At 39.5% G+C, this 12,147-nt stretch carries 13 protein-coding genes and 1 riboswitch; of the genes, 11 read left to right on the top strand and 2 right to left on the bottom strand.

Translation table 11 applies throughout. The annotated features are described in order from the left end of the window. The first annotated feature begins 50 nt into the window (after positions 1–50). The 3 genes from FZC88_RS05600 (at position 51) to FZC88_RS05590 (ending at position 2,971) form a co-directional block, all read left to right on the top strand. Complete coding sequence (locus FZC88_RS05600; protein ID WP_148993963.1) at positions 51–1,424, top strand: DEAD/DEAH box helicase; 1,374 nt, start codon at positions 51–53, stop codon at positions 1,422–1,424. Between the two features lie 175 nt (positions 1,425–1,599). Continuing rightward, positions 1,600–2,349, top strand: a complete 750-nt coding sequence (locus FZC88_RS05595) for an exodeoxyribonuclease III (RefSeq protein WP_148993962.1) — start codon at positions 1,600–1,602, stop codon at positions 2,347–2,349. Positions 2,350–2,392: 43 nt separating this feature from the next. Next, positions 2,393–2,971, top strand: coding sequence for a branched-chain amino acid aminotransferase (locus FZC88_RS05590; RefSeq protein WP_148993961.1), 579 nt, complete (start codon positions 2,393–2,395; stop codon positions 2,969–2,971). Positions 2,972–3,000: 29 nt separating this feature from the next. Here FZC88_RS05590 and FZC88_RS05585 read toward each other — a convergent pair whose 3' ends face one another. Continuing rightward, positions 3,001–3,555, bottom strand: a complete 555-nt coding sequence (locus FZC88_RS05585) for a hypothetical protein (RefSeq protein WP_148993960.1) — start codon at positions 3,553–3,555, stop codon at positions 3,001–3,003. A gap of 96 nt (positions 3,556–3,651) precedes the next feature. Here FZC88_RS05585 and FZC88_RS05580 point away from each other — a divergent pair, with 96 nt between their 5' ends. Continuing rightward, a complete protein-coding gene (locus FZC88_RS05580) occupies positions 3,652–4,566 on the top strand; it encodes a phosphatidate cytidylyltransferase (protein WP_148993959.1) in 915 nt (304 codons plus the stop codon). A 44-nt stretch (positions 4,567–4,610) separates the two neighbouring features. On the opposite strand, the gene FZC88_RS05575 is transcribed toward FZC88_RS05580, so the two are convergent. Further along, positions 4,611–4,919 carry a hypothetical protein gene (locus FZC88_RS05575; protein WP_148968908.1) on the bottom strand — a complete coding sequence of 103 codons (309 nt, stop codon included), beginning with the start codon at positions 4,917–4,919 and terminating at the stop codon, positions 4,611–4,613. A gap of 173 nt (positions 4,920–5,092) precedes the next feature. On the opposite strand from FZC88_RS05575, the gene FZC88_RS05570 reads away from it, so the two are divergent. The 7 genes from FZC88_RS05570 (at position 5,093) to FZC88_RS05540 (ending at position 12,133) form a co-directional block, all read left to right on the top strand. After that, positions 5,093–5,374 (top strand): DUF6509 family protein, encoded by a 282-nt coding sequence (locus tag FZC88_RS05570; protein WP_148993958.1) that lies wholly within the window; start codon positions 5,093–5,095, stop codon positions 5,372–5,374. Between the two features lie 201 nt (positions 5,375–5,575). Further along, positions 5,576–8,107, top strand: a complete 2,532-nt coding sequence (locus FZC88_RS05565; protein ID WP_148993957.1) for a cyanophycinase — start codon at positions 5,576–5,578, stop codon at positions 8,105–8,107. Positions 8,108–8,268: 161 nt separating this feature from the next. Continuing rightward, a complete protein-coding gene (locus FZC88_RS05560) occupies positions 8,269–8,466 on the top strand; it encodes a hypothetical protein (RefSeq protein WP_148968911.1) in 198 nt (65 codons plus the stop codon). A 150-nt stretch (positions 8,467–8,616) separates the two neighbouring features. After that, positions 8,617–9,753 carry a sensor histidine kinase gene (locus FZC88_RS05555; RefSeq protein ID WP_148994294.1) on the top strand — a complete coding sequence of 379 codons (1,137 nt, stop codon included), beginning with the start codon at positions 8,617–8,619 and terminating at the stop codon, positions 9,751–9,753. Beyond that, positions 9,750–10,349 (top strand): response regulator transcription factor, encoded by a 600-nt coding sequence (locus tag FZC88_RS05550; RefSeq protein ID WP_148993956.1) that lies wholly within the window; start codon positions 9,750–9,752, stop codon positions 10,347–10,349. The genes FZC88_RS05555 and FZC88_RS05550 overlap by 4 nt, the downstream gene beginning before the upstream one ends. A gap of 289 nt (positions 10,350–10,638) precedes the next feature. Then, positions 10,639–10,746: riboswitch (TPP riboswitch) on the top strand. A 117-nt stretch (positions 10,747–10,863) separates the two neighbouring features. Further along, on the top strand, positions 10,864–11,562 hold the full coding sequence (gene tenA / locus FZC88_RS05545; protein ID WP_148993955.1) for a thiaminase II: 699 nt from the start codon (positions 10,864–10,866) through the stop codon (positions 11,560–11,562). After that, positions 11,555–12,133, top strand: a complete 579-nt coding sequence (locus FZC88_RS05540) for an ECF transporter S component (protein ID WP_148993954.1) — start codon at positions 11,555–11,557, stop codon at positions 12,131–12,133. The genes tenA and FZC88_RS05540 overlap by 8 nt, the downstream gene beginning before the upstream one ends. The last annotated feature ends 14 nt before the right edge of the window (positions 12,134–12,147 follow it).

Below are 12,147 nucleotides of genomic sequence, written 5' to 3'. Positions count from 1 at the left end.
CACTATTAGTAGACAAGTCAAATCTGTTATTAAGAAAGTAGGAATGATCATTGAACTCGTTTGCATCACTGGGACTATCAAAAAGTCTTCAGAAAACCTTATCTACTAATGGAATAAGTGAACCGACACTCATACAAGAAAATGTGATACCGACCCTTTTGGAGGGAAAAGATGTCATGGCTAAGGCTCAAACCGGGACTGGTAAAACCTTTGCTTACGTTTTACCCATTCTGGAGAAAAGTAAATCTGCCACCCCTCATATTCAGAGTTTGATTATTACCCCGACTCGTGAGCTGGCTATCCAGGTAACAAGTGAAATAAGGAAGCTCACAACGAAAAACAAAGGATTTAGCGTTATCTCCGTTTATGGTGGTAAAAGCCATGAGGAGGAAATCAAGGAACTGGAACAGAATGTAAATGTTGTGGTTGGAACTCCCGGGAGGCTATTGGATCATCTTAAAAAAGGGAATCTCGATCTATCTCATCTTATGTTTTTGGTCATTGATGAAGCAGATCAACTTCTCCAGATAGGTTTTCTAAATAAAGTTGAAGAAATTTTAAGCAAAACACCGGCTAATCGTCAAACGATGTTATTTTCTGCGACGATTCCTGCTGAAATCAAAAAATTGGGTCGCAAATATATTAAAACTCCCCAATATATCGAGGTGGCGGATGCTGAAAAATCCACTTCCATTAATCAATTTGCCATTTATACAGTGGATAGGGCCAAGCAAGACACAGTCATTCAATTAATAGAGGCATTTCAACCAAGTAAATCCATCGTTTTTTGCAGAACGAAACGGCGGGTCACGAAATTATATCAAGTCCTGAAATCAAAAGGGTTCAAAGTGGCTGAACTCCACGGGGATATCCCACAAGAGAAACGTGAAATTGTAATGGAGCAATTTAGAACCGGCGACGTACCAATGTTAGTTGCGACTGACGTCGCTTCCAGGGGATTGGATATTGAGGGAGTCACTCACGTATTTAATTATGACATGCCTGAAAATGCCGAAACCTACATTCACAGAATTGGAAGAACAGGTAGAGCGGGTGAAACAGGCTTAGCTTATACCCTATATTCATCTGAAGAAAGAAGCCTTCTGGACAGAATTGAAGCAGAGCTGAACAGTCGGATTCAAAAGCAAAACCTTGGGAATACCATTTCTTTAAAATCAAAAACAACCGCTAAGAAAAAGGGAGTTAAACGACAAGGAAATAGCAAGGAACGGGAATCCCTGAAAAGGAAAAAAGACGAGTTCAAAGATAAACAAATAACGAGCAAAAAATCCTCTAACTCATTAAAACAAAAACCTTCAACACATTCGGAGGGGACAGCAGCTGAAACGAAGCCTGACATTACAGGGAGAAGGACAGGAAAAAAACCTTCTTCTAGATCTTATAATCGAAAAAATAAACGATAAAACCATGCGGACGCATGGTTTTTATTGTGCCAAAATTTCAAGGTTAAGCTGAAGTTATATCAGAATAATATCGCGTATCCGAATATATTATATCAGTATAATGAATGTCTTCGGTTGGTTTTATGGTAGGATAATAAAGGGTATTGCAATGAGTAAAGGAGTTATATAGATTAATATGAAACTAGTATCGTGGAATGTAAATGGAATTAGAGCGTGTGTAAAAAAAGGATTTTTGGATTACTTTCAACATATGGACGCAGATATTTTTTGCCTTCAAGAAACAAAGCTTCAAGATGGGCAAATCTCATTAGAATTAGATGGATACCATCAATATTGGAATTATGCGAAGCGAAAGGGCTATTCAGGAACGTCTGTTTTCACTAAAGAGAAGCCACTGTCTGTCTCTTATGGCATTAATGAAGATATAGAGCCTGAGGGAAGGATCATTACATGTGAGTATAATTCTTTTTATTTAGTGAATGTATATACACCTAATTCAAAAAGGGATCTGTCAAGGCTCAGTGAACGTCTGGAGTGGGAGGATACTTTACGGAAGTATCTTACCGACTTGGAACAACATAAACCTGTTGTTCTTTGTGGGGACCTGAATGTCGCACATACAGAAATAGATTTGAAAAATGACAAATCAAATCGGGGAAATTCAGGCTTTACAGATGAAGAGCGCGGGAAAATGACCATGCTCCTCCAGGAAGGGTTTGTCGATAGCTTTCGGCATATCCACCCAACAAGGGATGATGCCTTTAGTTGGTGGTCCTATATGAGTAATGTCCGTGAACGGAATATTGGGTGGAGAATTGACTACTTTATTGTGTCAAACCGTTTAACACCTGCTATAAAGACCGCAGAAATCCACGCTGAAATACTCGGAAGTGATCACTGTCCTGTATACTTAGAGTTAGAGTAGTGCATAAAAGAAATAGAGAAATTTCATTTGCGGAGGGTAAAGGATGTTAAGAAAGAGATTACTGCAGTATATCGAAGAATCGAATGGTAGCGTTGCTTTATTTCCACAGGAAAAAGAATTTGCAGTTAAGAATGGGTTACTGGATGCTGACAAGGTAGGGGCACGAGAATCCGGTTCGCGTTTTGAAGAAGCTTATATAGAGCGTTGCGAAAAGGAAACGGAAGAACTAATCGCTCAAGAATCATTCCTATTCCTGAATCAGCCGATCACCTACTTGAAAAAACATAAAAACGAGTTTGTTTTCCTTGAATTGAGCTGGTTTGATGTGATCGGGGTGGAGGCTGTTTCGATAGAAGTGGATGACGTGTTTGGAACGTATGATGCGATGCTGGGGTTGAAGCTTCAAAAAAAATATCGCAGTCAAATTGAGGATTACTTGGAAAATGTTCTTAAAGGCCAAACATCTTATGACTTATTGTTTAATGGTGAGGATGGATTATGGGATTTAAACATTACTTTAAACGATCTCCCTGATTTTCATGAAGGACTGACGATGCTTGCTACCTATGAGCTCATATACGATTTTCTATTTCACCTCCTTCAAAAGGTGGATGAGGCTTAAAGAAGTATCCTCCTCGTAATCGAGGGGGATTATTTTGCTTTTTTTCGTTTGATTGGTTCATAGTCAAATAATATACCTTCATATACCAGCTTCAAATGTGAATGATTTCTGAAATCTTCTGGTGTAATTAAAGCTGGAAGTTTATTCCATAATTTGATTCCTGAGCGTTGAAGAATCTCTGCCACAAATTGAGAACAAAAGTACGAGTTACTGAATTCTACAGGTTCATTCAATGATACCCCGAAAACCCCTAATAAATTATAGAGAAATTTCGTGCGACTCCTCTTGAACACATTTAAAACCCGTCTCATTTTTACAATATCTCGTTCCGTTACTTCTAATTGATAAATTACACATGTGGTATTGGGATATTTGCTGTAGGTCCCATGAAATATATCCTCTTTAACAAATCCTCCACTAATGGGGTTGTTTGGATGTTTGCGCCCGAAGCTGTATAGTTCGTTTAAGTCTCGGTCAAAGGAGATTGAGGCATGGTTGTATGGTGCTTTTGTATATTTCTTGATGGATTTGGTAAAAAGAGTTCCCGTGTCGGTCAGTAAAATATAAATATAATTACTTTGCATTTCTCATTCCCTCTTTTAAAGTAGTAGATTTTCCCATATGCTTAATTATACAGTATTTTTTATCGTTTGAAATATAGTCATTTTAAGGAGGAAGATATGGAATCGGCCATATGGACTTTATTTGTTATTTTTATCGGTTTGGTGGTAGTGAACATCCTATTTTTACAGATTAAGAGTAAGCAAAGAGGGAAAGATTTCTCTCGAATTTCGTTACGGGTTAAAACCTGGTGGGGGATGTTTGTTGTCTTTTGTTTGGCTACCCTGTTTAATCCGATCGTATCCATGTTCTCCTTGATGATCCTCTGCTTTTTTTCTCTTAAAGAGTACTTTTCTATGATGCAAACGAGAAAAGCGGATCGAAGGATTTTCTTGTGGGCTTACTTATCGATCCCCATTCAGTTTTATTGGATTTATATTGGATGGTATGGGATGTTCATTGTGTTTATTCCAGTTTATGTGTTTTTGTTATTACCTCTGCCACGATTATTGGGGAAAGGGACATTGGGGTTCCTCCGCTCTGTCAGCTCGACACAATGGGGGCTGATGCTGATGGTTTTCGGGTTAAGTCACCTTGCTTATTATCAGGTTGCTAATCCAACAAGTGGTGCGAATCTAGTGCTTTTTTTAGTTGTGCTGACCCAGGTGAGTGATATTGTTCAGTTTGTTGTATCGATATACATCGGGAAGCGTAAGGTAGTTCCAACCTCTAATCCAGCCATTACATGGGAAGGCTTTTTGGCTGCTGTGTTGGTGACGACGTGCGTATCTTATTTTATCTATCCTTTTTTAACTCCTCTCGATATGAAATTCGGAATCCTATCGGGCTTGATTATCAGCGTAACTGGTTTCGTAGGAAGCTTGACGATTTCTGTGTTGAAACGTGATCTCCTGATCGGTGATCAAAAAAAATTTGCTTCATTAAAAGAAAGTTACCTCAATCGTGTCGACAGTTTAACCTACACATCCCCCATATTCTTTCACATCATTCGTTACTACTTTGATTTCATGTGAAAAGTAAGAGGGACGGACCTTCACAAGGTCCGTCCCTCTTACTATTATCCCTTTTTACCAGGGCGCTTGCTGATTTCTTCTGTGACGACATGAGCCAGGTCGTCGTTTCCAAATAGGGAGAGGACACCCAGTAAAGTCGTGTCGGGAATTTCTTCAGACTCTTCTTTAGGGACCGTTAAGTCAATTCCTTGCAATAATGCGGGATTTTCCCCTTGATTGGGATAAGCTTTCTGATAAAGGGTTGCAGGATCAAGGTCATGATTCACACACCATTGCGCAAACACAAGAATCATCATATGCTCGTCCTTTTGATAATTTTCAATGATTTTTTCTTGCATCTCTTTAGAATTCATTGCATTCTCTCCTTAAACTTTGTATCTATTTCTATTATAACGAAGTTTGGTGAGCAAGCCCATTCATTTACTTACTAGGCTGAATAGAGGAATACGTTTTTAAAATCCGCCGGTTTAGGTGTATAATAGGATGATGAAAGAAATTTGCTTCACATTGAAAGGACGTTAGATAAATGGATATTACCACTCATAGTGCCGAGGAACTGAAAGATCCTACCGGTATACTAAATGGAGATCGATATGAAGTTATTCTTGATATTGAAGTACCCGAGGATGATGAGCTATACAGAGAACAGGGTATTTACATAAAAGTCATTTTTGTTCGAGACGAGAATGGTTCCAGGATCGTACAGTCGACCATTGTAGAAAGAAACACTGAGACGTATCTTGACTTTGAATTAGAAGAAGATGAAGAAAGTCTCCTTCTTTCATATTGTGAGGAAAATATCGGGTGATCGATATTAGATGGACCCTCTACATTCGTAACCAAACGAATGTAGAGGTTTTTTTGTTATTGGTTCATTTATTGCCTCACCATAAACATCCCATTTTAACCCTTTCCTTCTTGCGTGACTGATAATTCAGATACTTTAGAGTTGGCATGGAAATTGCATAATAATTAATTGAAAATAGATTAATAGAAGGGAGAAATGTTGATGAATGGTTATTGGGGTAAAGTGAAGAATCTATTCATTGTTATAACTGTATTTGCAGTTATGAGCAGCTTGGCAACTTCCAGTACATTTGCCAAGAAAAACGAAAACAGCATCAAAGGGAGTCTATTGATTGTCGGAGGAGCTTTAGGCAGCAGCAACTCGGCTGTTTATGAAGAATTCATTAAACTATCAGGGGGTAAAAAGAAAGCCAAAATAGGAATCATCCCTTCTGCTTCAGGATCTCTGAAGTCATCAAATCAATTTAAGGAAGATTTGATTTCCTACGGTGTAGCTGAAACAGCTATTGAAATCCTTCCTCTATCTGCTCATGATTTCTCAGGGACAGAAGAAGACGAAAGCGAATGGAAAGATAACGCTCAAAAGAAAGAAATAACAAAAAAAATCAAAAAGCTGACAGGTATTTGGTTTGTCGGTGGAGATCAACTCAAGATCACAGAGACATTACTTAAGGGCAATGGAAAAAACACGAAAGCTTTAGATGAAATTTGGAAGGTTTACCGCAAAGGAGCCGTTCTTGGTGGGACAAGTGCCGGAGCGGCCATCATGAGTGATGTGATGATTACAGGCGGTGATAGTTTAGGAGGGCTTCGTCAAGAGTTTATAACGGAAGACGTATCCAATTCGAATGAAGAATATGCACCTGTCTATATTGAAAAAGGGCTTGGATTCTTTCAATGGGGAATTGTGGATCAACATTTTAATGAAAGATCACGTCTGGGTAGACTAGCGGCAGCAGCCATCCGCTACGAAACGAATAAAAATCATCTTGCCTATGGAATTGATGAAGACACAGCGATGGTGGTAAACAATGAAAAACAAACGATTTCAGTATTAGGCAGAAGTAATATTACGATAGTGGATGTATCTCAATCCACACTAACAGGAAAAGAAATAAAGAACATTGATCTTAGTTATATTTCTCCTGGTGATGTGCTCAATGTGAAAACGAAAGAATTTCACATGAGCGAGGATAAGGTTGAAACAAGAGACTATGAATATTATAACTTTAGACCCCTATCGGCTACCGGAATTCTATCATCTTATGGAACACTGCCACATTACCTGTCGTATTCCCTGGTGGACAATGAGGCGGTAAGTAAGATTAATAGTTATATTTACGATAGTGAAGGAAATGGCTTTGAGCTGGAGTTTAAGCAGACAGATGAAACAAACGGATATTGGGGTTATCAGGATGGTCAAAAGGATTCATACTCCCTATTGCATGTGGAAATGAATGTTTCACCTGTATCCGTCCATTTTCATAAGAGAAATCAGCTTTCACATGACTTTACTTCTTCCTCATTAGAAGTACCTGAAAGTACTTTTGATCCTGAAACAAAAGGCAGCCTTGTAATCGTTGGAGGAGCTTTAGGAAGTAGTAATGAAGAAGTGTACAGCGAATTTATCAATCGGGCAGGGGAAAATGGGAAGATCGGGATTATCCCTGCTGCAAGTTCCAGTTTAAAGTCTTCACATGCATTTAAAGAGGATTTGTCATCATTCGGTGTACCCCAAGAAAATATCGACATTCTTCCTCTATCAAACCATGATTTTAAAGAGTCAGAGGAAGATGAGTCTAACTGGATGAATAATAAAAATAATTCGGATATAGCAGAAAGTATACTGGAGTACGATGCCATTTGGTTTGTCGGTGGAGATCAAACGGATATCACCGAAACATTGTTAAACCAAGATGGAACTCAATCATTAGCTCTTGAAAATATTTGGGAGATCTATCGTGATGGAGCCGTTCTTGGCGGTACAAGTGCAGGAGCTGCAATCATGAGCGATGTGATGATCGCAGGTGGTGGAAGCTATGACACTCTATCAAAAGGCTTCACTGATACGTATGACGGCATGTCTCAACAAGAAGGCGGACCTGGATATCTTGAAAAGGGATTAGGATTCTTCCCGTACGGTATCGTGGATCAGCATTTTGATAAAAAAGCACGATTGGGACGTTTAATTGCAACCACTGCTGAGCATGGAGAAGAAAATGAATTCTCGTATGGGATCGATGAAGATACAGCGATGATAGTGGATAACGAAGCGAAAACCATTGAGGTAAAAGGTAGAGGCGGTGTTTCTGTAGTAGATTTGAGTCAGTCAGATCTATCACAATCATCGCATACGTATAAAAATGTACACTTATCATGGATTACCTCAGGTGATCAATTAAATTTAAACACGAAGGAATATGCGATCAGTAATCATAAAGTTTCAACAAAAGACTATGAATACTACGAATATATTGCTGCTCCCCATACAGGAGTATTAACTCCGCACCCTTCACTTGCAAATTATTTAAGCTATAGCCTTCTTGATAACTTTGGACAGGATGTAGTGAAAAGCTATAGTTTTTCTAATGATGAAGGATTTGAACTGACTTTCAAAAAAGGAGATCAATCGGAAGGCTTTTGGGGTTATAAAGATGGAAACAAAGATGATTACTCATATCTCAATGTGAAGATGGATATCGAACCAGTACAAATCTCGATTGAAACTAAATAAAATTGAACGGAAAGCCTGGGCGGATTGACGCTCGGGCTTTTTTATATTGAAACGAGCTTTTCATGTCATTTGTCGGTATATATGATTGATAGCATCTGTTATACTAGTGATAACAAAGTGCTAGCAGTTGCTAACAGATAGATAGGGGAGGAGGGCGAACCTTGTCAGATCAAGGAAGAATGCAACTTAATGTAAGGGTTAATAAGGAAACATCAGAGAAATTGGATGAAATCGTTGAATACTATCAGCAAAACACGAAAATTGGAAGAGTTTACAAAGGTGATGTTTTAACAGATATTATCCATAAATCCTATGAAATCATGCAGAAGCAAAAGGCGATTCAGAATCGAAAATATTAGTATTTGTTAATGATGAATTTCATACGATTTTCTTGTCTAAACGGGCGGGAATTCTTATACCGCTTGTATGAAAATGGGTATAATTTATGTCATACTATAGGTTACAAAGTTAAAAAAACTGAAAGTAAAAGAGGTTATTTTATTGTGCAAATGCCGAAAAAGTTAATCAACATACAAAAAGGTTCCGGAATTTCCCCGTACATATGGAGCATCATCAGTATCCTGCCATTTTATTTTATCTTTCAGTCCTCCTCTACAATTGAAATAGTTGTAGGGATTTCCTTGACCATCATGTTCTTTATTTCTTTACGATTTGCTTTTATTTCAAGGGATTGGCCGGTTTATTTATGGACATCGATTTTAATCGCGATATCCATTACCATGACCATTCAATTTAATTTTATCTATTTTGCTTTTTACATTGCCTACTATAATGGGAATATAAAAAACCGGGTGGCGTTTTTAACCCTATATATCATTCACTTGGTGTTAACGACGGCATCGATCAATTATAATTTTGTTATACAGGATGAATTATTTTTATCTCAATTTCCTTTTATTCTGATCATTTGGATAAGTGTCATTCTGTTGCCGTTTAACATTTATAACCGAAATAAACAGGTGCAGCTCGAAGACCAGTTGGAAGATGCTAATAAACGTATTTCAGACTTGGTCAAGCAGGAGGAACGCCAGAGGATTGCCCGTGATCTACACGATACACTGGGTCAAAAGCTTTCTCTTATCGGCTTGAAAAGCGATCTGGCCAGAAAATTGGTGTACAAAGATCCAGAGCAGGCCCGAAGCGAATTAAAGGATGTTCAGCAAACGGCACGAACGGCTTTAAGTGAAGTAAGGACAATGGTATCTCAAATGAGGGGAATTCGACTAAAAGACGAAATCGTAAGGATCAAACAGCTATTAAAGGCAGCGGAAATTGATTTCATGATGGATGATGAGGTCATGCTGCCCCAGGCATCACTCTTTCTGGAAAATATCTTGAGCATGTGCCTAAAAGAAGCCGTGACGAATGTTGTCAAACACAGCAAGGCGTCATACTGTGAGCTGATCATCGAAGAATCGGATAAAGAGATGACCATCATAGTGAAGGACGATGGAATGGGAATCGAGGGAGATTACACACAGTCTAAAGGCAGCGGATTAATCGGAATGAGAGAACGGTTAGAATTTGTGAATGGGAGCTTAGACGTTTTTTCCGAGAATGGGACCACTTTGATTATGAGAGTGCCGAAAGTGATCAAGCAAACAGACAGGGAGGGAATGGAATGATTCGAATTGTCATTGCAGAAGACCAGCGAATGCTATTAGGTGCCTTAGGCTCGTTACTTAGTTTAGAGGATGATATGGAAGTGGTTGGAAAGGCAGGAAATGGAGAAGAGGCCATTGCCCTCGTTCACGAGATGCAGCCGGATATTTGTATCATGGATATTGAAATGCCTAAAAAGACAGGTCTTGAAGCAGCAGAGGAATTAAAAGGCGAAAATTGCAAAGTGATTATCCTGACAACCTTTGCAAGGTCCGGTTATTTCCAGCGTGCATTAAAAGGTGGCGTGAAGGGTTATTTGTTAAAGGACAGCCCTAGTGAAGAACTGGCGAACTCTATTCGTCTTGTAATGGAGGGTAAACGTATTTATGCACCGGAGCTCATGGACGATGTGTATAGTGAAGAGAACCCCCTGACTGACCGTGAAAAAGAAGTGTTGGAGCTGGTTGCTGACGGGAAAAACACGAAGGAGATAGCCGAGGAGCTTAGCCTCAAAACGGGCACCGTCCGAAACTACATCTCAACCATACTCGACAAGCTTGAAGTTAAAAATCGAATCGAAGCCATCACGCAATCAAAAGAAAAAGGATGGTTTAAATGATGGGCAGGGACGGACCTCCATGTTGGAGGTCCGTCCCTGCTTTTATGGTAGTTTTTGTATTACTGTAATCTATCGTATGTATATTTATACATTCCTGGCAATCACTTAAGTTTGCTTTGAAAGAGTTTAACGCTAAATGAATTCCATTTAATTTTTCATAGGGCGTATCCTTTGCTATGATTGATTTTGCGTGGAAAGGGCAGGTGGAAAAATGATGAAAGGTTTTCTTTTTGCTGTTGACAAGTGAAAGAATCGTGGTACGATAACATCGAATACAAAATTTCATAGGACGATCCACTAGGGGTGCCTTCTAAAAGGCTGAGATTAAAGTGTGACTTTAAGACCCTTTGAACCTGATCTGGTTGAAACCAGCGTAGGGAAGTGGTGTTTGACGGTCACATAGAATCGAATTCTATCAAACTGATCTCAAGCCACTTTCTGTATGCACTATGCATAATGAAAGTGGCTTTTTTTGTTGCCCATTTCGGGTCGTCTGGAAAAGGAGAAAGATACTATGTCATTTACAGCGTACTTAAGAAACGAAGTGAAGGAAATTTGGGAAGCGAGTTTTCACCATCCTTTCGTTAAAGGTATCGGGGATGGAACCCTCCCCCTTGAAAACTTCAGATACTACATTCTGCAGGATGCCTATTACCTCTCACACTTTTCGAAGGTGCAGGCACTCGGTGCAGCCAAAGCAACAGATTTACATACTACATCCAGAATGGCAACACACGCAGTAGGAACGAATGAAGCAGAGCTTTCCCTTCATGAAAATTTCTCAAACCGTTTAGGGATTACGGAAGAAGAAAAACGGCAGTTCAAACCTGCTCCAACTGCCTATGCCTACACGTCGCATATGTATCGTTCCGCACAATATGGGGGGCTCGCAGATATCCTGGCGGCAATACTCCCCTGCTACTGGTTGTATTATGAGATCGGTGAACGCTTGAAATCATGTACACCTGAGGAGGTCATATATCAGGAGTGGATCGCAGCTTATGGTGGAGAGTGGTTTGGGGAGCTAGTAGAAGAACAGATCCAGCGACTGGATGTATTGGCAGAAACGATGACAGAAACAGATAAGGAACGAATGAAAGAGAATTTCATTTTGAGCAGCATTTATGAATTACAGTTTTGGGAAATGGCATACACACTTGAGAAGTGGCCGTTTCAGGCATCTCTAGGTAAGGAAGGTAGAATACATGTCTAAATTAAAGCTGACGGACATTTTAGTAACGGTCGTGATCTCCATAGGTTTTGGGATTATCTATAAGCTATGGGGACCGGTTTACAACCTATTAAAGCCATTTGGATTGCATGCTGATCAACTGATCTATGGCATGTGGTTCATGGCTGCAACCGTGGCTTTTTTAATCATTCGGAAACCTGGCGTCGCACTTCTGGCAGAGATTGCTGCCTCTTCAGGGGAATTTCTGATGGGAAGTGAATGGGGTCTCGAGGTACTATTGTTCGGTTTAATCCAAGGTTTGTTTGCAGAGTTGATTTTTCTTATCACCCGCTATAAGCGTTATGATGTCCTCATCATTTGTACAGCAGCTGTGGGCTCAGCAATTGGCTCAATTCTGATGGACTATTTTAAAGGGTACATGGGAGACCTCGTTCTGTGGAATTTGTCACTTTTTATTGTTGCCAGATTAATAGGATCCATCGTGATAGCAGGCATGGGAGCCTTTTATCTTGTTAAGGCTTTGGAGAAAACGGGGGTAACCAGTTTGGTCAGACGTGCGGACCAAAAAGATTATGATGCCCTGAATCAGTAAAGGAGGGAAGGACG

Source organism: Rossellomorea aquimaris, assembly GCF_008180865.1.
Lineage (GTDB): Bacteria > Bacillota > Bacilli > Bacillales > Bacillaceae_B > Rossellomorea > Rossellomorea yichunensis.
The sequence above is the reverse complement of the archived record's forward strand: the minus strand, read 5'-3'. Positions and strand labels throughout refer to the sequence as shown.

Bases quoted from the DNA above. Each gene is read 5' to 3' on its own strand.
- FZC88_RS05575 (WP_148968908.1), bottom strand. From the start codon at position 4,919: ATGAATTCTAAAGAGATGCAAGAAAAAATCATTGAAAATTATCAAAAG.
- FZC88_RS05555 (WP_148994294.1), top strand. From the start codon at position 8,617: ATGCCGAAAAAGTTAATCAACATACAAAAAGGTTCCGGAATTTCCCCG.
- FZC88_RS05595 (WP_148993962.1), top strand. From the start codon at position 1,600: ATGAAACTAGTATCGTGGAATGTAAATGGAATTAGAGCGTGTGTAAAA.
- tenA (WP_148993955.1), top strand. From the start codon at position 10,864: ATGTCATTTACAGCGTACTTAAGAAACGAAGTGAAGGAAATTTGGGAA.
- FZC88_RS05590 (WP_148993961.1), top strand. From the start codon at position 2,393: ATGTTAAGAAAGAGATTACTGCAGTATATCGAAGAATCGAATGGTAGC.
- FZC88_RS05540 (WP_148993954.1), top strand. From the start codon at position 11,555: ATGTCTAAATTAAAGCTGACGGACATTTTAGTAACGGTCGTGATCTCC.
- FZC88_RS05565 (WP_148993957.1), top strand. From the start codon at position 5,576: ATGAATGGTTATTGGGGTAAAGTGAAGAATCTATTCATTGTTATAACT.
- FZC88_RS05585 (WP_148993960.1), bottom strand. From the start codon at position 3,555: ATGCAAAGTAATTATATTTATATTTTACTGACCGACACGGGAACTCTT.
- FZC88_RS05580 (WP_148993959.1), top strand. From the start codon at position 3,652: ATGGAATCGGCCATATGGACTTTATTTGTTATTTTTATCGGTTTGGTG.
- FZC88_RS05550 (WP_148993956.1), top strand. From the start codon at position 9,750: ATGATTCGAATTGTCATTGCAGAAGACCAGCGAATGCTATTAGGTGCC.
- FZC88_RS05570 (WP_148993958.1), top strand. From the start codon at position 5,093: ATGGATATTACCACTCATAGTGCCGAGGAACTGAAAGATCCTACCGGT.